Annotated in this window: 25 protein-coding genes; all 25 read right to left on the reverse strand. The window is 53.4% G+C overall.

The features are described 5' to 3' along the window. Nucleotide 1 precedes the first annotated feature (1 nt). The 25 genes from fliQ to DTL42_RS22795 all read right to left on the reverse strand — a co-directional run bounded on the left by fliQ (nt 2) and on the right by DTL42_RS22795 (nt 23,557). Nucleotides 2-277: a flagellar biosynthesis protein FliQ gene (fliQ, locus tag DTL42_RS22675; protein ID WP_114372493.1), complete on the reverse strand. Its 276-nt coding sequence runs from the start codon at nt 275-277 to the stop codon at nt 2-4. 15 nt (nt 278-292) lie between these two features. After that, nucleotides 293-1,219 (reverse strand): flagellar type III secretion system pore protein FliP, encoded by a 927-nt coding sequence (locus DTL42_RS22680; RefSeq protein ID WP_234824320.1) that lies wholly within the window; start codon nt 1,217-1,219, stop codon nt 293-295. Between the two features lie 11 nt (nt 1,220-1,230). Next, entirely contained in the window at nt 1,231-1,926 is a 696-nt protein-coding gene (locus DTL42_RS22685) for a FliO/MopB family protein (RefSeq protein ID WP_158545519.1), read from the reverse strand. A gap of 309 nt (nt 1,927-2,235) precedes the next feature. Then, nucleotides 2,236-2,877 carry a flagellar motor switch protein FliN gene (gene fliN, locus DTL42_RS22690; RefSeq protein ID WP_114372496.1) on the reverse strand — a complete coding sequence of 214 codons (642 nt, stop codon included), beginning with the start codon at nt 2,875-2,877 and terminating at the stop codon, nt 2,236-2,238. Nucleotides 2,878-2,910: 33 nt separating this feature from the next. Then, nucleotides 2,911-3,468 carry a hypothetical protein gene (locus DTL42_RS22695; RefSeq protein WP_114372497.1) on the reverse strand — a complete coding sequence of 186 codons (558 nt, stop codon included), beginning with the start codon at nt 3,466-3,468 and terminating at the stop codon, nt 2,911-2,913. A gap of 76 nt (nt 3,469-3,544) precedes the next feature. Continuing rightward, on the reverse strand, nt 3,545-4,312 hold the full coding sequence (locus tag DTL42_RS22700; protein ID WP_114372498.1) for an OmpA/MotB family protein: 768 nt from the start codon (nt 4,310-4,312) through the stop codon (nt 3,545-3,547). Nucleotides 4,313-4,324: 12 nt separating this feature from the next. Beyond that, entirely contained in the window at nt 4,325-5,101 is a 777-nt protein-coding gene (locus DTL42_RS22705) for a motility protein A (RefSeq protein ID WP_114372499.1), read from the reverse strand. 12 nt (nt 5,102-5,113) lie between these two features. Then, the gene (locus DTL42_RS22710) at nt 5,114-5,335 is read right to left on the reverse strand and encodes a flagellar FlbD family protein (protein ID WP_114372500.1); all 222 of its coding nucleotides are present in this window, start codon (nt 5,333-5,335) and stop codon (nt 5,114-5,116) included. Between the two features lie 99 nt (nt 5,336-5,434). After that, nucleotides 5,435-8,275, reverse strand: coding sequence for a flagellar hook-basal body complex protein (locus DTL42_RS22715; protein WP_234824321.1), 2,841 nt, complete (start codon nt 8,273-8,275; stop codon nt 5,435-5,437). A gap of 55 nt (nt 8,276-8,330) precedes the next feature. Then, nucleotides 8,331-8,924, reverse strand: a complete 594-nt coding sequence (locus DTL42_RS22720) for a flagellar hook assembly protein FlgD (protein ID WP_114372502.1) — start codon at nt 8,922-8,924, stop codon at nt 8,331-8,333. 75 nt (nt 8,925-8,999) lie between these two features. Further along, nucleotides 9,000-10,655, reverse strand: a complete 1,656-nt coding sequence (locus DTL42_RS22725; RefSeq protein WP_158545520.1) for a flagellar hook-length control protein FliK — start codon at nt 10,653-10,655, stop codon at nt 9,000-9,002. 12 nt (nt 10,656-10,667) lie between these two features. Then, complete coding sequence (locus DTL42_RS22730; protein WP_114372506.1) at nt 10,668-11,366, reverse strand: hypothetical protein; 699 nt, start codon at nt 11,364-11,366, stop codon at nt 10,668-10,670. A 2-nt stretch (nt 11,367-11,368) separates the two neighbouring features. After that, nucleotides 11,369-11,818 (reverse strand): flagellar export protein FliJ, encoded by a 450-nt coding sequence (locus DTL42_RS22735; RefSeq protein WP_114372509.1) that lies wholly within the window; start codon nt 11,816-11,818, stop codon nt 11,369-11,371. A 13-nt stretch (nt 11,819-11,831) separates the two neighbouring features. Continuing rightward, nucleotides 11,832-13,190, reverse strand: coding sequence for a FliI/YscN family ATPase (locus DTL42_RS22740; protein WP_114372511.1), 1,359 nt, complete (start codon nt 13,188-13,190; stop codon nt 11,832-11,834). Further along, nucleotides 13,187-13,855: a FliH/SctL family protein gene (locus DTL42_RS22745; protein WP_114372513.1), complete on the reverse strand. Its 669-nt coding sequence runs from the start codon at nt 13,853-13,855 to the stop codon at nt 13,187-13,189. Before DTL42_RS22745 ends, DTL42_RS22740 begins: the two co-directional genes overlap by 4 nt. Nucleotides 13,856-13,868: 13 nt before the next feature. Next, nucleotides 13,869-15,044, reverse strand: a complete 1,176-nt coding sequence (locus DTL42_RS22750; protein WP_114372515.1) for a FliG C-terminal domain-containing protein — start codon at nt 15,042-15,044, stop codon at nt 13,869-13,871. A 22-nt stretch (nt 15,045-15,066) separates the two neighbouring features. After that, on the reverse strand, nt 15,067-16,749 hold the full coding sequence (locus DTL42_RS22755; RefSeq protein ID WP_114372517.1) for a hypothetical protein: 1,683 nt from the start codon (nt 16,747-16,749) through the stop codon (nt 15,067-15,069). Nucleotides 16,750-16,830: 81 nt separating this feature from the next. Continuing rightward, nucleotides 16,831-17,133 (reverse strand): flagellar hook-basal body complex protein FliE, encoded by a 303-nt coding sequence (fliE, locus tag DTL42_RS22760; protein ID WP_114372519.1) that lies wholly within the window; start codon nt 17,131-17,133, stop codon nt 16,831-16,833. A gap of 18 nt (nt 17,134-17,151) precedes the next feature. Further along, nucleotides 17,152-17,574, reverse strand: a complete 423-nt coding sequence (gene flgC / locus DTL42_RS22765) for a flagellar basal body rod protein FlgC (protein WP_114372521.1) — start codon at nt 17,572-17,574, stop codon at nt 17,152-17,154. A 38-nt stretch (nt 17,575-17,612) separates the two neighbouring features. After that, the gene (gene flgB, locus DTL42_RS22770; RefSeq protein ID WP_114372523.1) at nt 17,613-18,029 is read right to left on the reverse strand and encodes a flagellar basal body rod protein FlgB; all 417 of its coding nucleotides are present in this window, start codon (nt 18,027-18,029) and stop codon (nt 17,613-17,615) included. Between the two features lie 12 nt (nt 18,030-18,041). Continuing rightward, a complete protein-coding gene (locus tag DTL42_RS22775) occupies nt 18,042-18,239 on the reverse strand; it encodes a hypothetical protein (protein WP_147274410.1) in 198 nt (65 codons plus the stop codon). 13 nt (nt 18,240-18,252) lie between these two features. Further along, nucleotides 18,253-19,665, reverse strand: a complete 1,413-nt coding sequence (locus DTL42_RS22780; protein ID WP_114372527.1) for a sigma-54-dependent transcriptional regulator — start codon at nt 19,663-19,665, stop codon at nt 18,253-18,255. Further along, nucleotides 19,662-20,540 (reverse strand): sensor histidine kinase, encoded by an 879-nt coding sequence (locus DTL42_RS22785; RefSeq protein WP_234824322.1) that lies wholly within the window; start codon nt 20,538-20,540, stop codon nt 19,662-19,664. Before DTL42_RS22785 ends, DTL42_RS22780 begins: the two co-directional genes overlap by 4 nt. A gap of 16 nt (nt 20,541-20,556) precedes the next feature. Further along, nucleotides 20,557-21,018, reverse strand: coding sequence for a hypothetical protein (locus tag DTL42_RS22790; protein ID WP_114372530.1), 462 nt, complete (start codon nt 21,016-21,018; stop codon nt 20,557-20,559). A 16-nt stretch (nt 21,019-21,034) separates the two neighbouring features. Next, entirely contained in the window at nt 21,035-23,557 is a 2,523-nt protein-coding gene (locus DTL42_RS22795) for a tetratricopeptide repeat protein (protein WP_114372532.1), read from the reverse strand. Between the last annotated feature and the right edge of the window lie 150 nt (nt 23,558-23,707).

The raw sequence follows: 23,707 nt of genomic DNA on the forward strand, positions 1-23,707 counted from the left end.
CTTAACCGCCTGCGATGCGATCGGGAATGTTCGAGAACAACTCAGCACTGTAGCTGACCAGCTTTTGAAAGATCCACGGTAACGTGAAAGCCAATGTCACCGCCATGGCCAAGATCTTGGGCACAAACGAAACCGTTTGATCCTGCACTTGCGTCAACGCCTGCAGAAAGCCAATCAACAGACCAACCAACATCCCCACAATCAGCACCGGGGCACCAATGATCAGGCACATTATCATCGCGTTGCGAGTCAGGTCGATGACCATTGTGGGGTCCATAGGGAGATTCTTCCGTTACAAGGTAGGAGCAAAACTTTGCATCAGCATGCCAATAATCAACGTCCAACCGTCGACCAGCACGAAGAGCAAAATTTTAAAAGGAAGTGAAATCATCACCGGCGGCAGCATCATCATCCCCATCGAGATGGTCACGCTGGCAATCACAATGTCGAGAATCAGAAACGGCAAGTAGATCTGAAAACCAATCAAGAATGCCGTCTTCAGTTCGCTTAACATGAACGCCGGAACCAAGGCCTGCAGCGGCACATCGTCGTACGACTTGGGCTCGCCGATCTCGTCGCGGGTTTTCTTCGGGAGAAACTCGAAGAACATCCAAACGTCGTCACTGTTGCCGGCGATATCGATCTGCTTTGACATAAAACGGCGGATCGGTTTGACCGCCCGCTCCCAAGCTTCGTCTGGCCCGACAATCCCAGTGACGGGGTCTTTCTCGGCGAATAGTTTGAAAGTAACGCCTGTTTCGGGATTAATCTCTTGCTGGGTATAAGGGCGAATGCTTTCGTCGTAAACTTCCTGCCAGTACGGGTGCATTACCATGAAGGTCATGAACATTGCCAGGGCGGTAATCACCTGGCCTGGAGGTAGCTGCTGTGTACCGATCGCTTGCCGCAGCAACCCGAGCACAATCGTGATACGGATGAAGCTGGTCGTCATGATCAACAAGGCCGGAGCCAGGCTGATCACGGTTAGCAAGACCATGATTTGAATCGTACTGGAAAGCCCCTGAGGACTAGTCCAATGCTCGGGGCCTGCTTTCACGAAGTCGCTGAACTGCTCGACCTCTTTTTGCACAGGTCGATCGAGCGGCGTGTCGATAAGGACGTCGGGCAGTGAAGTCGCTTGCTGAGCCAAGCCCCAACTCGGAGCCATTGCCCAAACAACCAAGGCCAGCCCCAGCAGTGCGAGCGTTTTAGATCGCATGTTTCGCATGGTTAAGCCTCAAGGAATCCGCGTGCTGGTTTATGCCCCATCTGCGATAACACTTCCTGAAAGGACGAGCTCATGCTGCCAGGCGAGTCTTGGCGAACAATGGCCAGTAGGCGTTCGACTTCCGTTGGTTCAGTGATCTCAGTCAAGGTTTCAACACTATGAGGTGTGACGCACAGCAACAGAAGTTTCTGCCCCACGCGAACAAGTTCTAACTGCTGCTTGCCACTAAGTTGGCTTTTACCAAGCACCTGAATAATCTCTTTGGAAAGCCGGCCACTGCCAGGCTTCATGTTCTTCTTGCCGACCCAAGCAAAAACCAGAAACAAGCCGATCACCACAAACAAGCTGGCCGCGATACTGGCCGTTTTATTACTTTGAAAGTTAAACGTAGGAATCGCAGAGGCTTCGTCCGTGTCATGGCTGAGCTTGCGAGGCAAAGGCAATGCCTCGCCTGAATCGGCAGGCGGTGCAACCGCAGGAAGCTGCGGGTTAGCCGCCGGTTGTTGGGCTACTTCTTCTACATGCAACGCTTGAGCCAACGGGGGGAACCGAGGCGGTTCGGCCTGCGGGGCGCGGATCTGCATCGGCTGGTTCGGAGGTGCTTGACTGCCGGAAAGCCCATTGCCGTAGCCTTGGCTTGCGTGGGCAATCACCAGCCCCCATCCAACGAGGCATCCAATGACGATGGCGTTCCGCATGAAAAACATCCTGATTTTCACTCAAGTCGCGAAATCGATTCTGCCGAAAAAGACAATGGGGAATTAGCTTCCTGCCACTTCCCTGGCCCCACACAAAACTGACGGGGTGGCATCTTAGAAACAAGCGTCGTACGGCTCAAGACGAATCGGAGCAAAGATCTCCGAAACTGCTAGCAAGCAGTGTGAAAGTTGATTTCCAGCTTGCGCGTGCCAAGGCCCACTTCTTGGTGACCAGGCAAAACGGAAAAGCCATGCCCATGAAGACGACGGCATGACATCGACATGGATGCATCCTCGTTCCCCGAGGCGTTAGATCACAGAATCGCCCACGATCAACTCGGTGATTCGCACGCAGAAGTTGTCGTTGAGGATCAAGACTTCCCCTTTGGCAATCAAGCGACCGTTTACGAAGATATCGACCGGATCGCCAGCCAGCTTGTCCAGCGGAACGACCGAGCCCTTCTTCATCTGCAGCACCTCTTCGAGGTACATTTCGGCCTGGCCGAGTTCGATTTTGACATCCAGTTCAACATCACGAACCAGATCGATTGTTGTCTTATCAGTGCTCGCGGGGGAACCACCAAAATCGCGGAGCGTGAAAGGCGAAATCCCCGCCGGCATGTTTTGGCTGGGCGAATCGAGTGAAGCCAAAGCAGCTTCGGCTTGATTCAGGAGATATTCCATATCGTCGTGCGCCTCACCACCGGCTGCTGGCGCTGCGCTTGGCTGGGTTGCCGTCGCGGCAGGTGCGGCCTGGGGCTTTGGCTTGGGCTTAGGTGCTTCAGAGGCTCCGGGGGTCGAAAACAAGGCTTCTATCTCGCTCTGGTCGAGTGCCTCGAGATCTTGGGATGCTTTCTCCGGAGCCGCCTCGCTAGCACCCATGCCGCCGGATTGGGCCTGGCGAAGCAGTTCCTCGATCTCGTCCTGTCCCATTTGATCGTCGTTGGTCATCGGATTCCATTCCAGATGAGAGGTCGTCGTCGCTTACTGTTCGACGAAGGAAAATTCGCTGAACACGATGGAGTGAACCATCGGTCTGCCTATGATTTGGTTGGTTTTCTCTAAAATTTTCCGCTTGAGCAACCCCAAACTGGGATCGGTCAGCTCTCCTTCGTCGCTGCTGCGAACGGTAACAATCACTTGTTCACGGAAACGATTCTTATTCTTTTCCATCAAAGACTTGAAATCCGCTTCATCGCTGAGCCGGATGGTGGCATACAGATGGAAATCGATCCGCATCGTCGATTCGCTCAAAGGACGATAGGCAGTAATCCCAAACGGATCGCCCAGATCGACCTCGATCGTTTCCTCGTTAGCCGCCAAAGGAGCGACCTCGTTGGCCGTTTCAACACCAGCCGTCTCGCCAGCTTGCCCCTCGGATTCCGCAGCGCGAATAACATCTTGCTGGCTGGGAATGACCAAATAAGCTACGGCACATTCCAAAATTACAAGTACTAAAATCCCGCCAAGGATTTGGATCTTGGCCTTCATAGAGGGTCCCTTGGTGGCTTCTTGATTGCTGTTGGGGGCTGCATCAGCCATGAGTATTGCTTTAATGAAGTTGGGCGTGGTTGTCTACTTCAAAAAGCGTAGCATGCAAAAGCGCGCCTATTCGAAGCTACTTCGACGGGACTTCTACGGGGGGAGCCTCGCGATTGGCTTGCTCGGTCTTTGTACCGACCAAGTCGTCGATCACTTCATCCAGCAAAAACACTTCAACCCGCGAATTCTGTTTAAGCAGAAGCGGATCGGTCCCGATATGAAATGGCTCGTTCTTGCCAGAAACCGAGATCCGAATTCTCCGTTCGTCGATGCCCAGCGAAAGCAGATACTCTTTTACGGCCATACAGCGATCGTAGGCCAGTTCCCAGTGCGATTTGAAGGGGCTATCGGGGGGTAACGGGCGGAGCGACGTATGCCCACGAATCTCGATCTTCTGGGGCTTTCCGCCGAATTCGAGACTCTGAGCTTGTAACGCTTGGATCGCGGTTTCATCCAGCTTATCGCTGTCTTCCTTGAAGTAGACAACCGTCCCCACCGCTGTTTTTGAACCAGGTCGAATAATCCGTACCTGCGGACTATCTCCGACCGGAGCTTTCACTTTATCGCCGCCAGCATGGGTCGAAAAACGTTTAGCGCGTCCCATGGTGGCTAGTTTGGCCAAGTTAGAATTGCGTGGTTTGGCGTTGCCTGCAATCACGCTTTCCATTGAAGAATCGTGGCCGAATTGGCGTCGAAACGATTCGACGAGAGCTTGGTACTGCTCATCTTTTTTGATTTCGCTCATCGACACCAGCATGATGAAGAATGTGAGCAGAAGCGACATCATATCGCCAAAGGTCACAACCCATTCTGGGATGCCAGGATCTCCATCATCATCGTCCATTGCTGGCTCCCATTACTTCTCAGCGTCCATCTTGGCCCGAACGGCTGGCGGCAAGAATGTACGCAGCTTCTGTTCGATCACACGGGGGTTTTCCCCAGATTGAATCGCCATGATCCCGCGAATGATAATCTCCATCCCCAGGAGTTCTTGCTTGTTCAAAAAGCCTAGCTTTTCGGAAAAGGGGAGAAAAAGAACATTCGAGACAATTGCACCGTACAAGGTCGTAAGCAGGGCCACCGCCATCCCAGAGCCAATCGAGCTTGGATCGCTCATGTTCCCCAGCATGATAATCAGCCCCAGCAGCGTCCCGATCATTCCATAGGCCGGTGCAAAGCGTCCCATTTGGTCGGAAACGGCTTTAGCGTCGCGATGACGCGTGGCCACGGCATCCATTTCGGTACGCATGATGTCCTCAATCGCATCTGGACGCGTACCATCCACGGCCATTTGCAGGCCGGTGATAATGAAGGAATTGTCTATTTCGCCAATACGGTTTTCTAAAGCCAGCAGACCGTCGCGGCGTGCGGTTTCGGCCAAGCTGACAATCTGTTTGATCAATGCGGCGTAGTCGGTTGCTTTGTTAAGAAAAACAACCTTAATCGTCATTGGCATCCCCAGCATGGACTTTAAGGGGAATGCGATCAAGCAAGCAGCCAAAGCCCCACCACACACAACCAGAATAGACGGCACGTCAATAAACGCGGTCAACGAGGAGCCCGGCGCGATCAGAATGGCTACGAGGATCAGGCCGAACGCAGCCAAAATTCCAACGACGGATGCGATATCCATGGCGTATTGGTCTTACTCTGCCCCTTCGGTAGGGCGGGAAAATCCTGGTGGTAACAAATTTTTGCGCTGGTGGTACTCGATTACGCGGTCTACGACAACGTCAGTTGCTTCACGAACCACAATACGATCACCATTGGTCAAGGTGATAAACGTATCGGGACTCGCCTCGAGGTACCGAATCATCTCTGCATTGAGTACAAACGGTTCACCACCCAGGTGGGTCAACTTGATCATTGAAACCACTCCACTTCGAAGCAGGAAAGGCCTGGTAGCCTTTTTCAAGGCATACCAGGCGATTAATCCTAGGTCATATCTAATTGCGCGAGGCCGACTTTATCGTCGCAGATTCAAAAGTTCGTCGAACAATTGCTGAGCGGTGGTGATAACTCGCGAACTACCACGGTATTGCGTCGACGCGAGAATCAAATCGATCAGGTTTCCACCCACATCGGTATTACTCAATTCCACCGCACCTGCGATCACATCTCCTAGCCCGTCGGCCCCTGGGTCGCCGGTAACCGGCAAGCCAGAATTCACGCCGGTGGCAAATAAGTTCTCACCACGTTGCTCTAAACCGGTTGGGTTACCGAAACGTGCCAACTGCAGCATACCCAAGTCACGATCGACACCATTCGAGAACACACCGCGAATCACACCATCTTCACCGATGATGAAGCTATTAAGTGTCCCTGTGCCGGAACCATCCTGACGCGAAGCATTGAGCGAGGCCTTATCGCTGGCCAACCCCGAGAGCTGCGAGAAATCGAGATCAAATTCCAAAGGAGACTGCGAAGGAACGTCACGCCGTTGAATGGTGACGGTATTGTTGTCAGAGCCAACAAAGTTACCATCGCCATCGAAGTAAACCAGGCCGGTTCCCACCGCGATTTTTGCTTCGCCAATGTCTCCGCTGTCCATCGCATTGTCATTGTCGGGCGAATCGGCAAACCAGCGGTAAACTGTGTTTGAACCGTTACGTTCTTCCAGCACCGCAGTCACCCGCACATTAACGGGAATACCAAGCGTGTCGTAGACCACAAAGTCGGAAACAGCACTTTGGCCAATGCCTTCTTGAACGGTACCGAAATTCAAATTCGGGTTTTGCAGAACACCACTGTTGTTATCGAGCGTGAAAGACGACAACCGGACATCAACGCCATTGTCGACACCGTTATTCGATGTCACCCGAATTCGACCATCGGTGATACTAACCCCTTGTGTCAGCGTTCCCGTTTCGTCTGGAATCGAATTCTCTGAACCTGGAACCGGGTTGGCGTTACCGTTGACCGATGGCTGAATACCGGTGGAAGCCCCTATGAACTCAAGCAGTTCTTGCACGATCGTCGTATCGGTAATCGTGAACTTCTTGGTATCAAGCTTGCGATCTCCCTTGTAACCAGTAAAGCTCAATTCGCCTTCTTCAAACACGTTCTCGAAGTTCAAACCGTCGCGTTTTACCACATCGACTAACAGGGTATTCGAGTCGATCTTGGGACCATCCAGGTCGATCGTCTTGTTGCCCGTGATTGTAAGATCTGAGATCTGCGAATCGGGAACCGTATCGATGAAGTCTTCGCCTGGATCAAGCTCGTCCACCAAGTAGAAGCTGTCCGAGTCGGTGGCCAGGTTTCGATAAATACGAACCTTATCGTACGCCGGGAAACCACCTTCCGCTGGAGGTGTTGGTGGAACCGGCAAATTGCTTAGTTCAATACGCCCATTGACCACGTTTTGAGGGCCCAAGGCCAACGAAGGTCGGCTTTCCTGTTCCCCCGATCGAGCAAAGGTAATCAAGTAGGTGTAGTTACCATTGATGGTCTGGGCGTCCAGCTGGTTGGTGCCCAGCGGCGTCAGGCCATCGTCGACATACGGGCTCGCTGCAGCGGCCATGGTCAGCGTATCTAGTTCGTAGAAATCAGACCCACCGGCCGTGGTTCGATAAATGCGAACCGAATCGTAATTGGTGTCCGTAGGAATGCTATCGAGCACCACGGAGTAGCCATTGCCATCGGCAGGGCTTCCCGAAACGGTCACGGTTTGCGAATTCGAAGGGGCCGTCTCGTTACCATTGCTGTCGATAAACGAGTAGCGGTACTGATAGACATCGCCACCGGTCAGGTTTCCATTGGCCCCAGTACCACCAATTTTCGAAGCAGCAAGCGTGGTCGCCGTCGTAGCAGCAGAAACGTCCTCTACCGGCGCGCCCATCGCAAACGAATCGACCAGGAAGTAGGTCGCACCGCCGTCATTGCTGCGGTACATATTCACTTGCGAGAAGGAACTCGACTGGGGTGGGTTGCTAAACGTGACGGTGTTGTTATCGGGGATTGCATCTCCCAAGTCGGCAACATTAACAGCCGTATCCGCCGAAGCAAGTGTTTCCCCAGTAAGCCCAGCGTTCGAGAATGTAAAGCGATAGTTGTACGCCCCATTGGGAACCGCACCGGCACCTTCGCTTTGAGATGGCGTCATCGAACCGATGCCCGGCGTGACTGCGGATTCGCCGGTCGTCGCGGCGACGCTAGGCTGAGCGGCCACACCAACATTGGTAGTCGAGGTATCTGGGCGCGGGACGGCTGCGTTGCCGAGAATCGCGCTTTCAATCACTTGACCTTGTGTCGCCAGATCGCCGGTAGCGGTAAGCGAGCCTTCCAGGTAAACGTTTTCCGTCGCTTTGGCCACACTTTTAGCACCCAGCGGAATCGTCAGCGGCACCAATTGCGTACGCTGGATCTGGAAGTTCTCGTCAATGCCGAAACCAAGCACACGCTGCCCGGTAATCGTCACTAGTTCGTTCTGCGAGTTCGTCTTGAAGATACCATTGCGGGTATACAACGTCTCGCCCGCCCCGCCTTCCACGATGAAGAAACCATCACCTTGAATGGCCAGGTCCGAAGGGCTGTTACTAACTTCGATAGTCCCTTGGGTGAAGTTTGGCGTGATCTCCGCTACTTTCGCACCCAAACCAGTTTGCCGAGGGTTGGTACCGCCGTTGGAGTCGGTTGGTTTCGATCCCAAACTTTGGGTCTGCAAGAACTGCGTGGCGAAGCGAGCCTCGGACGCCTTGAACCCAACCGTTTGCGAGTTGGCCAGGTTATTACCGGTGACGTCAATTTGAGTTTCCGCTGCGGTCATACCGGTCAACGCGGTCGAAAGTGCTGATGCCAGACCCATGGTTAACCTCCTTGAAAGGTTGAAAGCGACTCCAAATCCGTGGAGTGCGTGGTGCTTATGTCGTTGTTTCGTCTACGGAATCGCTGCCCGAATTGCTATCGTCCGTAGACGATTCGGAGTCGGTGGTGTCTTCGGTACCCGTATCGGTTTCGTCCGTCGGATCAGGCTCTGCTGGGGCCTGAGCACTAGCTGGCAGAATCGTGAAGATGTCATCCATTTTCACGTCCACGGTTTGGTCTCCCGTGTTCACCTTTAATCTTAGCTCGCGGGTTCCATCATCATTGGGAGTCAACTGCACGCTATTCACCACGCCAAATAGAACGTAGCCGTCATCCGTCAGAGCTTGTACTTGCTTGCCAATCAGGCTACTCGCTGTCGAGATCCCTTGGCTTTGCTGCATGGAATCGAGTGACGCACGCAGTTGATCGGTGGCCCCGATCTCGCGAATCTGCCCAATCTGCTGCAACATCTCCGAGTTCTTCGTTGGATCAAGCGGATCCTGGTTCTGTAGTTCCGCAATCATCAATTGCAGAAACTCATCCATGTTCAGGTCGTTGATACCAGATCCATACTTGGCCGCAGAGGAACCAGAGGTACCCGAACTGCCTTGAGTAGTATTGTTCGACCCGCTAGTGTCCACACTTGACATGATTCTTCTACTTCACAATCAATTGGCTTGAATTATTAACTTATTATGCATTAATTCATTATCGACAGCACAGTTTTAGATCGTAATATTCAAGTTGCGACTATCACGTTCTGCTTCTTTGTTGACTTGTTCCGCGCGTGGAGCGGCAACTTCGTCGTCGCCACGACTGGTTGTTCCCCATTGTCTTGATCCACCAGACGAACTCTCGTTGCCCGCTTGTTGATCTCCGAGGTTCGACGCGCCACCATCGGTCGTATCTTGTTGTCCCATCACGTCGACATCGAACTGCTGCACGTTGATATTGCTTTCCGCGAGTCGTTCACGCAATTGAGGCAAATGCTGCAAAAGCACTTGACGCGTCGCAGGGTTCTCGGCTTCTATCTTGGCGATCATGTTCCCCTGCTCGATCTTGATCTCGACCTTCAACTGCCCGAGTTCTGACGGGTTCAAACGGATCTTGATCGATTGTCCAGCCGGAGTTGTTTCCACCGCTCGCGCGACTCGATTAATCAAACGAATCTGCTGTTTGGGATCTAACTGAGGTGTCGACTTGCTTTCCGCTGATTTTTGAAGCGTGCCGCGTTGCAAACCACGTTGTAACAGCCCGGCCAAGTTGTTGGGATTGGTGCCAGAAGTCGAGCTGGTCGTGGTTGGGGCACTGCTTTGCGCCGCAGAAGCAGACGCGGCCGCGTTGTTCGCAGCCACCGCTTCAGCTGCTTCGGTCGCCGCTGGCATTTGAACCGTTACTGGCGAACTCGCCTCTTGCGTAGCGGCAGCCGTTTCAACCTTGGCATCTGCCTTGGCCGTCTGCTGGGAACGCGAAGAGTCCTTGCCATTTCTTGAAGACTCGTCTCGCGAATCTTGCTCGACCGTAACGCCCTCTTCCTCCGCGTTTACCTCGAGTTCGCTCGCTTCCGATTCATCCTGCGTCGCTTCCGCATCGCGTTCAACAGGTTCGTCGTGAACTTCCGCCCTTGTCTCTACCGGTTCAGTTTCCAGCGAAACTTCTTCGTTCTCTTCGCTGCCAAGCTCTTCGTCTTTAGCCGAGTCTTTAACCACCTTTTCATCCACTTCACTTGCCTCCGTAGCGGCTAGTTGCCCTTCTCCGCTTTCGGCTTCCATGGAGGTATCAAGGGGTTTGTCAGTATCGACCGGCGGTGTTGCCTTCGTCTCGTTAGGAAGCACCGACTTGGCGTTGCTGGCGGCGACTTCTTCAGCGGACTCCGCTTCTTGTTCTGGCTCGGGTGCTAACGTATCTGGCGGCCCTAGCAGTTGCTGACTTTGACCCGCTGCGGCCGCCGTTTCCAAAGCCGCTTGATCTGCTTCTTCTGGCGGAGCATCTTCCACCGCCTGATCGTCAGTCAGATCGACAACGTCAGAGACATCCTCACTTTCAACCTCTTCGTTGCGAGCGTCGGACGGCTCGGTCACTTCGCGCGGTGACGAGCCCGAGTATGCCGACGAATTGGTTGACTCGTCATGGTCGCGGTGGTCATCCTGCCGACCAGGCTTGTCTGCGGCTGCTTGGCTATCGCCAGTTTGCGGTGTCGATGTCGGCGTCATGGCCGTCGTTGGATCAAGCGAGTTCTGCCCTTGCCCTAACGACGAACGAGCGGAATCCATAATCAAATCGAAAAACGCCAGTGGATCAGCCGAACGATTGGACTGACTTCGGTTATTGTTCCCCCAATTGGGAACGGGATTCACCGATTGTGATGACGAAGATTTCATACCACTCATCCCCTATTTTGCCTCAGGCTCGAACTGTTTTAGTTTGTCCCGGGCATCCCCCAGTATTTCGGTATCTGGCACCCCGCGACGAATTTCGTCTAGGATGTCGGCCAGTTTTTCTTGCTCAGTTTCCGTGCGGAATTCACCCATGATCTTCTTACGCTTGTCGGTCGACATGGCTTTGATGATCTTCACCACATCAATCATCGCCTTGTCGTCTCGCTCTAGCATCATCAAGATTTGTTCTTTGGCTTGACGCGGATCGAGGGCTTCGAGTGTTCGCTGCACTTCCAAAATTGCATCGTCCAGCACCCCATCTTCCAAGGCCTTCAATCGCTGATCGAAGCCGTTTTTCAATTGGTCGTATCGGCGACGTTCTTCCATCAAACGCGATTGCATGTTACGCAGATTCTCGATCCCGGTATCCAAAGCCTGTATGCGAAAATCGAGTGCCAAGTGGCGTTCGGCTCGTTCATCGATAATCTGCTGCATATCAGGTTCTTCCCGGTCGACTTCCGGTTGATCCTTGTTTTGTGCTTCTTCCCGAATTGCATCTTCATCGATGCCATATACGAGGGCCATCAAGGAGTACAGCTTATCCTGGGTAAACGTCCCGGAGTTGGCAAACATGGCGACGCAGATAATCTGCGCCAACACAGTAGCAACACAGAGATAAGCAAAGAATGATCCTGCCATGCGTAACAAGGCCATGGCTAAACTCCTTTACGTCGAAATCCCGTCAGGGCGATTTCGTCCATCTGTTTCGCTTCTAAAGCCGACTCCCGTTGGAGGTGCTGTACTTGCTTCTGTTCTTTCAGTTTCTCTAAGGTGCGAACTTCATGGTCGGCATCAATCAGGGCTTGCCGGCGCTGCTGAATATGAGGCAATAGCTGCTTCATCAACATTTGCTTTTCCTGGTCGGCAGCCTTCAAAAACATAACCTGGCGTTGGGCGGCGGTAATCAAGTCGAGGTTCACACTGCCCGATTGAGTTGCTTGGCGAATGTAGTCGTGTTGTCCGTCGATTTCCTCGGCGATTTCAACTTGCTGCTGCTTGAGTTGTTCTTCAGCTCGGAGCACTTCGGCCAGTTCGGCGCGACACTGATCCCGTGCGGCGATTTTCAACCGCAGGTAGGTCTCGAGTCGAAAGCGAAACGTGGCCATGATGGTTCCCTAACTACTTGGCACCGATGCGAGGTGCGCGACCGGCTGCCATGTTTGGCTGTGCAATGCTGCACTTGCGTACCAAAGCCAACAGTTGCTGATGCGCCGTTTCGACCGTCGCTTGTTCGTCGACGGCCTGACGTAAATAACGATCGATTTCATCTTTCAAGCGAATCGCCATATCAATACGTGGATTCGATCCTTGGCGATACGCCCCAATGTTGATCAGGTCTTCGTTCTCGGCATACGTCGACATCAAATCGCGCAAGACCAACGCCCCAGTACGAACTTCTTCGCTGACCAGGTCGTTCATCAACCGACTGATACTTTGCATGACGTCGATTGCGGGATAATGCCCCTTACCGGCCAGCTTGCGAGACAACACGATATGCCCATCCAGCAAGCCACGCACGGTATCGGCGACCGGTTCGTTGGTGTCGTCCCCTTCGACCAGCACGGTATAAAAAGCCGTAATGCTTCCCTTGGGAGTGCGGCCGGTTCGTTCGACCAAGCGGGGCAACAAGGCGAACATCGATGGGGGATAGCCCTTCGTTGTCGGAGGCTCGCCCGCCGCTAGACCAATTTCACGCTGTGCCATCGCGAAACGGGTCACGCTGTCCATCATGAACAAGACGTTCTTTCCCTGATCACGAAAATACTCGGCAATGCTGGTCGCCGTTAAAGCGGCTTGCATTCGCTGAATGGCGGGTTGATCGCTAGTGGCCACGACCACCACACTACGTGCCATTCCCTCAGGCCCCAGGTCACGTTCGATGAAGTCGTTCACTTCTCGGCCACGTTCGCCAATCAGCGCGATCACGTTGACATCGGCGGAGGTGTAACGGGCCATCATGCCCAACGTCACGCTCTTTCCTACCCCAGAACCAGCAAAGATCCCCACACGCTGCCCCAGTCCGCACGTCAACAGCCCGTCGATCGCTCGAACACCGGTGGAAATCGTTTGATCAATGCGTGGCCGGCTGACGGCATTGGGCGGATTACGATCGAGCCGGAGTCGGTCTTCCGCAATTGGTTGTGGCCGTTGATCGCAACAGTGTCCGTGCGCGTCGAGCACACGCCCTAACAGCCGCTGCCCAACCCCTACGGTGCGGAAGGAATGTCGCAGTCGAACCTGGTTGCCGCGACGAACGCCTTGCACGCCAGTTAACGGATAGATGAGCGTGTGCTCGCCACGAAAACCGATCACTTCAGCAGGAATGGGGGAGCCAAACTGACAATCGATTTCCACAACGGCACCGATCGGCACCGGAAAACCGGCGACGGCAGTGGTTGTGCCTAAGGTCTCGACAACGCTTCCCGTTACTGCCGTAGGCATGACTTGCCGCAAGCGGCTATTGAGCGAGGTGATCATACGGTTCCTCCCAATTCTTCCGCGATACGGCTAAGCTGGGATTCGATGCGGTTATCGATCGAACCGAATTTGGTTTCGACAACGCATCCACCGCGTGAGATTTGTTTGTCGGCGATGATTTGCGCCGGGGCTAATTTTTTCAGCTCGTCGCACATCATCGATTCGCCACTTTGCATGCTGCTAAGATCTTGTGGATTCATCCGGATATGAATTTCGCCACACCCGGAAGCAAGCTGCAACGACTCGCGAACTAGTGTGTTGGCAATTTCCGGACGATTAGCAATCTCGTGACGAATCACTTTCTCAGCGATCGCTACAGCCACTTGCAAACCGACTTGTTCCCACTGATTTAGCCAGGTTTGCTTGGCAGTGGTCAGCTCTTGCACCAACGTTCGCAATGCCGGCAGTAGGGTCGCTGCGTGCTGATCGACTTCGGTTTTGAGCGATTGACGGGCCTTTTGCTCGGCAGCCTGACGCCCCTCGGCTTCGGCCTTAGCACGGATTTGTTTGGCTTCCTCTTGCGCTTGCTTAACGATCTCGGCGGCCTTTAACTTGACACCGTTCAGATCTGCCTGGGCTTTCGAGGAAACATCGTTCAGATTGAACGCGACCGACGAAAGCGTCCGTGAGTCACCTTGCAGGTCGCCAGACTTAATAACTGCCATCGTAGTGCTCTCCTTACGCTGCCGCTTGTAGCTGGCTCATGGGGGTCGAGACGGAAGGAGACAACAATTGATCGGCGGCCAGGCACATCGTTCGCTTGGCCCGATCGATATCCGAAAGCAGCACCGGCTGCATCTGACGAATTCTCTGCGAAAGGAGCTTCATGTCCCCATTTCCAAGCCCTCGTGAGATTCGTTTCATCACCGCTGGCGAGGCTCCGCAGAGTGCTAATAACACAACCTTAGGGCCGGTTTGATGCAATACCTTGGCCAACGACTGATCGTCTAATTGGGCGAAGCGTTCAAAGGGGAAGTTCGGTTGGGGTAACTCCGTCTGAGCAGGGGGTGCTTTGACGGGCTTCGGTTTTGGTGAACTTTGCGGAACAGCCGCAATCGGCTGGGCTTCCCTGGCGGTGGCAACCGGTCGTGGGGGTTCGATATTCTTAGGACTTGGCTCGACAACCGTAGGTGTTGTCGTGGGCAAAACGACGGCTACGGACTGAGGGTTCGCTTGAAACTTTTCAAGGTCATCTAACAAGTGCGAACCACGATTACGAAGTTCATCGAGTAGCTGCTGCGCTTGATCGCCAGACGATGCTTTGAGGATCGCTTGGGCGGCGGCCATACCTAAGCGACGCCGTTCAAACGAGAGTGTTTGCCGTGAAACGATTTGTTTAATCCGAGCTTCAATCTCGTTCACTATCTCCTGCGAAGGCTCGTCCAACTGGGTGATGCGATGCACAACGTCGGCTTGTAGTCTGGCCGGCAACTGTCGCAAAATGTCGGAAGCTCGCTCAGGCTGTAAATAGCTCATTACCACGGCGGTAACTTGCGGATGTTCCTGCTCGAAGAACGGGGCTAACATTTCGCAGGGGGCATCGTTGAGAAATGCAAATGGAGGCGGTGTGGGAACAGCCTCTTTCGCTGGAGCGACTGGGGCTGGTTCTTGATAGGTGAACTCCAGCTCAACACCGCTGTCTTCCACCGGGGCCGTGCGTCCGGAGTTACGCAGGAACTCGTCTAGCACTTGCTGTCGTTCGGCTTCGGTAACATCATCTAACTCGATCGACATCCAGCGAATCTGCGAAGCGACTTCTTCCGGCATGCTATCGAGCAGGCGATCGGCCGAGGCTTCATCGAGACTGGCGATCACGATGGCGGCTTTACGGATGCAATCAGACGTAGTGTTCATGGTGTGTTTCAGTTAGGTAACGCTAGTTAGGGCTGCCGATCCAGGTTTGCAAAATGCCCAAGGCGGTATCAGGATCTTCCTTCACCATCTCGGCTAATTCATTCTTCAAATTCGGTCCACTCGTTTGAGCGAAGCGCTTCTTCAACAGGCCCTGCATGTTATTTTCGGCCTCTTCATCCTTCTTCGCTCCGTCCCCGCCCTTTCCGGTGGAAGGATCTTCCAGACGGAACGAACTATCCCCTTCCGCAGCACCGCCGTTGCTGGCCAACATGCTACGTAGCATCATCATGCCCATCAGACCGAAGCCGATGGCAGCTAACGTTTGCCAATTGGTGGCCAGCCACGCTAAAGCGGTATCAGCAATGGCCGGTTCCGGGGTCGGAGTATCCGAAATTTGTGGAGCCGTTCGGACGAAAACCTGAGGATAGGGATCGTCTCCTTTGGGCTGTTCCGGCAAGAGTGTGATGACGGTTTCTTCCACCGACTTTTTCGTCTCGTCCTCAATCTTCTTCAGCTCGCCAGGATCAGGCGTGGCCAAAGCTTGCCCTTCCGGAGTGGGATTCTGGGCGTGCCAGACGTCGGCGTAGTACTGGCTAGGAATACTCACCGAAACCTTCACGCGTTTGGGCGTGAGGGAGGCGATTTGCATTTGTGTGTAATCTTGATTGGTGACCGCCAAAGTTTCTTCACGATTCGATTCCGAAGTCTGCTCGTTCAGCGGGCGAGCCGTCACGGCAGCTTGGCCGTTGGCCAAAGCAGGCCCTTGAGCGTCCAACCCTGGCCGACCACCATCGGGCAGCGACTTTTTCATCTCCGAGGTCTTCTCGCTCGATTGAGCAAGCGGCGTCGGGCGGGGATCGTACTTGATTCCCTTTTCGATGCGATTCATTTCTGGATCAATCTCGACGTTGACCGTGACGTTGCTCCCCTTAATATCTCGCAAGGCATTTTGAATACGGTCGGTCCAGTGATTCTCGAACCATTTCTTGCGAGCCGCGTAAGGATCGTCACTCACCGATTCCAGATCGTCGATTCCGCCACTGAAGGTACGACTGCTATTCAAATCCATGACAGAAACATATTCGCTACTCAAACCGGCAATGGAGTGGGCAACGTAATTTTGAATGCTCTTGGCGGTCTTGGCATCAAGTTCATCTGAGCCTGAAGGACGCACCACAACCGAGGCGGTATAAACCTTGCGGCGGGGAAAGCCACCTTTGTCTTCGATATCGTACTGGACCGAAGCGTACTCGATGCCACGCATGTTCCGCAGTACAAGCGCCATTTCTTTCTCGCGAGCCATTTTTTGCCGATCGGCCCGATGTTGCTCCGATTCAAAAGGGCTCGCTTCGCCGATCGCTTGTTCGGCGGCATCTTGAAAGCTGGGGGGAATTGCGTTGTTCTTAACCAGGGCAGCAATGTAATCAACACGGCGACTACGCGGCACGTAGACCTGGCTTCCCTTTACGTCGTAGTTATCCAGGCCTTCGGTAGAAAAGGCAGCGATAATCGCGGTTTGATCTGCAGGCGCGATCGGAGCACCGGAAAGAATCGGCACTTCCTTCTCGAACATCTCGCCTTGAAACAAGAAAGCAACGCTCGTCACGATAGCAACGACCAACAGCCCGGCTATGATCCGCGAGCCGGGAGTCATGGAGGTAAAGAGGTCTTTTACCTGCTCGAACGCCTTGTTCAAGAAGTCCATCCGTGGACCCTTCAAAATGCGAAATCGTGTGAGTTAGTATCTAACGAACTGCCGAATCCTTCAGCAGTTTTCCTGGCCACTCTAAATCCGAATGTCTTTCACTTCGGTGTAGGCTTGCATCATCTTGTTGCGAACCTGCAGCATCATTTTGAACGACATGTCGGCTTTTTGAACCGCAGACAAAACTTCCGCCGGGTTCACGTCTCCACCAGTAAACAGCGACTCGACCGCTCGGTCGGCGTCTTGCTGCATCTGGTTTACCTCTTGAATTCCCTTCAGCAAAAACTTACCGAACGACTCCGGCGTTTCTTCCTGTTTGCCAGGCAGAATATTCGGAGTTTGCGGCAAATTAAGCTGCTGTTGGATTGCGTTGATCGAAGTCATGGGGGGGATCTACACCGATTACGCCAAAATACGAAGGGTTTGATTGGTCATGTTCTTGGTCATCTCGATCACACCGACATTCGATTCATACGCCCGGGTTGCTTCTAAGGCATCGACGAACTGCTCGGTCATATCGACGTTGGGATACTCGACGTACCCTTTCCAGCGTCCTTCTTTGATCGCTAAAGGATGGTTGGGCTCCCAGCGGCGACGTGGTTCAACATCATTCTCACGAATCTCAGCTACCTTCACGCCGGCTGCGCCGCTGGTGGTCGCCATCTGGTTGTCGGTTTCCAAGATCACATGCTTCGCCCGATACGGCCCCAACCGATTGTTGGCATCGCGAAGCGAGGACATATTGGCAATGTTCTGCGAAATCGTTGTCAGGCGTTCGCGTTGCGCGATAAGCCCACTGGTACTGATATCCAGGGAGGTAATCATAAGGCGTCCTTTCCTGACGAATGGATGTGAAGGGAAAACTATACTCGTTCGCTAATCGCCACGTTCAACAAGTTGAACTGATCTTCTAGGATCGTTAAGGCCATGTTGTGCATGATTTGGTTTTTCGATAGCTCGGCAACTTGCTTTTCGATGTCGAGGTTACTCTCGTCGTGAAACAAAATACCATTAAGCGAATCTCTTACTTCCCGCATCGGATCGCCTGACTTGGTTTTTACAAGGCCGCCAGGTGACAGCGGAGCGTTCGGATTGTTCTTATGCTCGATCGCTTCAGCCAAAACCTTTTGAAAGCGATCGACGTTTAAGTCACGCCCCTTGTAACCAGGCACGCGCTGATTGGCGATGTTGGTGGCCAGGATAGAGTGCCGCTTCTGTGCGAAATTGACAACCTGTTCTAAGACAGGCGTCGTGTTCGCATTGAAGATCGAAGATTCCATGATCTGGTCTCCTTAAACGAAGCGAATTGCTAATCGCAAAACCTGTGCCGTATTGAGTGCTTGCATATCCAACCGAACGATCCGCTCGGCAAACCTTGCTGAAAGCGGCATTTCCTGCGGGAAACCACCTAGCACGGCCTGCCTGGCCCCCTGGGCAACCGGCAACTTTTGCCGCTTGGTTTCCGGAAGATTCTGCCGATAGCAGTTCATGCACTTCAATCCCTTAAACATGAGCAAACGTTCGAGCTCGTGGTGCGAGACCATAACTTCGCAGCTTGTTGCTTAGCGTCCGTACGCTAATCCCAAGTGCAGCGGCGGTCTTTTCGCGATGCCCTTCGTAATGCTCTAGCGTTTGTTCGATCAGTTGGCGTTCCATTTCCTCTAATCGCATGCCCACTACCGAAACATGGCCGCTGGCGTTCAGCGAAATCTCTTCGGAGCTGTTTTCTAACAACCAAGGACGAAGCTGATCGGCAGTGACTTGATTGCCAATCGTGAGCAAAGCTGCCCGCGTAACGATGTTATCGAGTTCGCGCACGTTGCCTGGCCACGCGTGCTGGCAAAGCAAATCCATGGCACTGTCGGCCACCGTCAACGATTCCCGGCCTACCCGCGCGACGGCGGCAGCCAAGAAGTGATGCACCAACAGCGGCACATCTTCTGTGCGAGCACGCAGCGGTGGCAATTCGATCGGAACCACATTTAACCGATAGTACAAGTCTTGTCGGAACCGATTGGCAGCCACTTCCGTCAACAGGTCACGGTTCGAGGTTGCCAAGACACGCACGTCGGCTTCGATGGTCGAACTGCTACCCACTTTTTCAAATCGCTTCTCCTGCAACACTCGCAGCAGCTTGGCTTGTAGCGGCAGGTCGATCTCGGTGATTTCGTCGAGCAAGATCGTTCCTTGATCGGCCAGTTCAAACCGCCCGACACGAGCATGATCGGCACTGGTGAACGCGCCTCGCTCGTGTCCGAATAGCTCGCTTTCCATCAAGTGAGCCGACAGAACGGGGCAGTTGAGGCTAATCATCGCCTGACCGTTGCGACGGCTGGCCTGATGAATGGAACGAGCAACCAGTTCTTTCCCGGTCCCGCTTTCGCCGGTGATCAACACGGTCTCGTCGGTAGGCGCCACCAATGCGATTCGTTGGCGAAGCGTTTGCATGGCCGGGCTATTGCCGATCATAACCACGCTGTCACTGTTTCCGCCTGGGGGAATTGCCGTGGCGCGGTCACCCCGCTTGGTTGCTTCAATAGCACGCGCGATAGCCGATTCCAAGGCTTCGATCTGAACCGGCTTTTCCAGGTAGTCGAGTGCCCCGTAACGCATCGCTTCGACCGCAGTCCCCACACTTCCGTGCGCGGTAACCATGACGATTTGCGTCTTTTCGTGCCGAGCGCGAACTTCCCGCACGAGCGCCAAACCATCCATGCCAGGCATTTGCAGATCGGTTACGACAACGTCGGCTGGTTGTTGAGCCAACAAGTCCAACGCTTCTTTGCCACTTCCGCAAGCTGCAGACGAATAGCCCAACAGCGAAGCGGCATCGCATAAACTTTCACGCGAATGAGGATTGTCGTCGACGACCAGGACCGAGTGAGCCGGTTGGCGATTCTTGCTGAGATCAATCATGCAGCAGCCTTCATTGCTTTGATCGGAAACATGAGCGTAAATGCCGCGCCGAAGTCAGGGCAATTCATCGCCGAGACCTGACCTTCGTGAACTTCCACCACCCGCTGCACGATAGCAAGGCCCAAGCCGGTGCCGGTGCTCTTCGTGCTGAAGAATGGATCGAAGATGCGGCGAACATCTCCGGAAGAGATACCGCAACCGGTATCTGCAAATTCGATTTCCAGGTGCCCGAAGTTGACCTGGGAAGTGATCGTCAGGATGCCTCCCTTGGGCATCACATCCAAGGCGTTGAGCGTCAGATTTAAAAAGACTCGCTTGAGCATGTCTTTATCTGCCAGCAGCATATCTCGTTCGGTTAAATCCAAACGCAGCTGTACGCCCTGAGCTTGCAGCTGTAAGGCCAAGTCTTCACAGACATCCAGAATCAACTCGGAAGTTGCCACATAGCTGCGATTTGGTTGACGATCGGCGGTAAAGTGCAACAAATCGTCGACGGTGGTATTGAGTACCGTCAGACCTGATTCAATCTTACCGATCACGCGAGCACTTTCTGCGTCGGCTCCCAGATTTCGCCTGAGCATGCCGGTATATAACGTCAGCGGCATTAAGCCGTTGCGAACCTCGTGAGCGATATGCGAAGCGACCAAGCCGAGATCGGCCAGACGATTCTTGCGTGCCAACTCGCGATTCTTAACTTCCAGTTCATCGGTCAGCCGCGTGACTTCCTTACGCAACGATTCATGCGTTTCCTGCAACCGGGCAGTGGCTTTATCCCAGCACTGCAGCAAGTCGCGCAGATCAAGCGATTCGCCGCCAGGCATGGGAAACACGCGGCTGGGTTCCAAAGGGAAGTTATTCTCTGATGCATCTTGCATGTTGGTCTGCCCTTTCTTACTCGACAGTTAGGTCAAAGCCGCAACTGGAGTTGTGGGTGTCCAGGTTGTTGTAAGCCGTTACAGAATCGGAGGAGGTGTGCGTCTCGCGAAGCAGCAAAGCAATCTCGTCGCGATGCGTCGAAACCACTTCTGTACTGCGTTGCTCAATCGCTTTTAGCTCGTTCAAGATCACTTCGCACTGCTTGGCTGTTTGCGAACACTTCGTGCGGTCGCTGGTACTTCGCCAAACGCGTGATTCAGGATCTTGCTGCCGAAAAGGATCCATCGTCCGATCAATTCGCGTCAACCGTTCAATCAAAGTTTGCTTGGCCGAAAGAACCCGCATCAAGTCATTGATGTGGTCGTCGTGTCCAGCCAAACGCAATTGGTACTGCGAAAGCGTCAACAACTGCGTTAACACCTCGTGCTTTTGATCGATCAGTTCAATGAGTTGATCGGTTTCCTCTACTGAAGGCATTCCATTGGGCTTTCGGTTAAAGGGATGTTGCCAACCAATCGAGGTAGTTTCGCCAATCGTCACGCGTGGCATGCGTCGTCTCGGAATAGTCGACTCCGTCCGCCAAGCGAGACAAAACAATTTTGGCCTGTTCCACGGTTCCCCGGGCTTCAGCCGTTTGATTCATATAGCGATAACACTGGGCGATTTGAACAAACGCTTCCAGCGAAACGGCTTCGGTTTGATAACGATTGGAAGCGGTCGAGTAGGCATCGATCGCATCTTTAAACCGCTGCAACTCGAACATCGCGGCACCTTGAGCGAAATAGCAGTTCCGCAAAATGTTTGCTTCAACGGGGTGAAGCTGCGTTTGCTCTTCCAGTTTATTGGTCAGTTCGTTGATCAAGCCCGCGTAGATCTCGACGGCCACTTCCAGGTGATCTTTCACCTCTTTGTCGAACTTAATTCGTTGCGTTTCGATATTAACCAAGCGAAACTTCTTCTTCGGCAGCATCGACGAACGACGATGACATTCCGCAATCAGATAACGGGCTCCGATCGATCGTGGATCGTCTGGATATCGACGTACGGCCGCATGCAGATATTTGATCGCCCCTTGATAGGATGCACTGCTTTGTTCGAGCAATTGAAACGCATCACGTGGAATGGCTTCCGCAACTTCCAAAGCTCCTTTCACGCGAGCTTGAGCTTCGAACATTTCACCTTCCAAGTGCAACACCTGACCGAGCGAGAAGAGCGAATCTTGCCATTCACGGCTGCTGGGTTCTAAGTGACCATCGTCGAGGTTTTGGGCGAGTACTTCCTTGGCTTCGGCCAGCTTACCGAGTTCCATGTAAGCTTCCCCTCCCAGAACCCGAGCTTCGTACACGGAAGGATCTTTGGGGTAGAATTCCAGGCATTCTTTGAGCGGGCCTAGGGCTTCTTCAGCTTTATCCAAGGCAATCAATGCCCGAGCCGTTGCGACCAAAGCACGCGGTTTATGATCGCGTGTTTCATAACGCTGGTACTCGGCCAAAATTTCGACCGCTTTGCTGAAATCTTGCCCCTTTAGATTAGCCGAGGCACTTTTCCATAAGTCGTTGGTGTATTCCGCGGTAGCAAAGCGATAATTAGCCAAGTCAAGATAGACGCTACCAGCGCGACGAAAATGAAACCGTGACTGAGTCCGCTTTTCCAACGACTGATCGAAAGGAACTTTAGTGGCCTGGTTTTCGAGGTATTCGCCCCATTGATATTCGACATCCGCTTCAATCTGCAAAGCCTGGTCGTCGGGGAAAATAGGACGCAAGACATGGGCAACTTCCACCGCAGGTTCAAAATGCTGCGATGATTTCCAAGCGTCGATCGCCCGTGTGATTCTTTGGCGAAACTCGACTTCGTCAATCCAAGGGTTGTCGTAACTACCGTTCAGATTGGCTTCTCGCATGACGCGGCGATAGATTTCAACCGCTTCCTCGTCTTTCCCTTCGGCCCGCAGCAACTCCGCTTCTTCCAATCCTGCAGCGACACTTTCGTGCGTGCGATAATAGATCTTTCGAGTCCGTGCCGCTTGATCCAATGCTTCCTTTAGTTGATCATTCGCACGCAACATCACGGCCAGAAGGTAGGAAGCTTTACGGGTTGCATCAGCAGCCACCAGCTGATTGCTGGCAGCTTTACGGAACAAGCGAATCGCGGCATTGAGTTCGTCCTGGGCTTTTTCCTTTTTGCCAGCTTTCTTGAACTCTTCGTAGCGCCGTCGACTGATCAAGCCCTGAACAATTACTCCGTCGACATAGTATTGCGAGGCCGGCGAGATCTTTTCGAGCGTCTGCAAGGACTCATCGAAATGCCCTAGCTCGTACTGAATTCTTGCCAGACGCAATTGCGCCTCGGATTGTTGATCGGTTGTCAGATTGGAATGCGCACGAAACAAATCGCTCCACTTCATGGAAGCTTGCATGTGCTCGTTCGTTCTGGGCGTTAGCTCTAAATACGATTCCGCTAAAGCATCTTCGATTTCCAACTGACGAACAGGGTAATCGTTGTAGATGGCTTCCAAGGTTTTGATCGCCTGATCGTATTGCCGGGCATGAAACTGGGCGATGCCAAGCAAGTACTCTCCACGTATTTCATAACCAGGCGGAAAGCCACGTTCTTTCGCGGTCTCTAAGTGCTGAGCAGCAAGACGATAGACGGTTTCGCGGTCTCGGGGATTGAGATAATCTTGCGCTTCGTCCGAGAGAATCGCCCCTAACAGAAACGACGCGGTGCCTTGATAGGGGGCTTCAACGGCTAGGTCGTCGACAAACTCGCGTGCGATCTCTCGCGCTACGTTATCTTCGTCATTTTCGTAGGCCACAATCGCGACAGCCAGTTTCTTTTCCGTCGATGCACTGTCGGAAAGAAAAACCCACCAAGCTCCTGTGGCCAATCCGACGACGATCACCATGGCCGATCCCAAGAGGAACCACTTGCCCATAACGCCCCTCAGACCACCGCGAGACGTTGCGTCTGGCGGAGTTTCTGCGAACTCGTTTTGGGCCGATTCAGTACTCATGGAAAAAAGTTCTCAAGTCCTCAGGCCCCTCAAGTCGATAACGACTAAGGGCCGGTCTAAACACTGTTTCATGCAGGTCAGCGTTTTAAAAAACTGCGGAATCTGTCCGAGCAATCGCTCGGCGCAAGGATTCGCGGGGGAATATGTAGC

Origin of the sequence: Bremerella cremea (assembly GCF_003335505.1) — a bacterium.
Taxonomy (GTDB): domain Bacteria; phylum Planctomycetota; class Planctomycetia; order Pirellulales; family Pirellulaceae; genus Bremerella; species Bremerella cremea_A.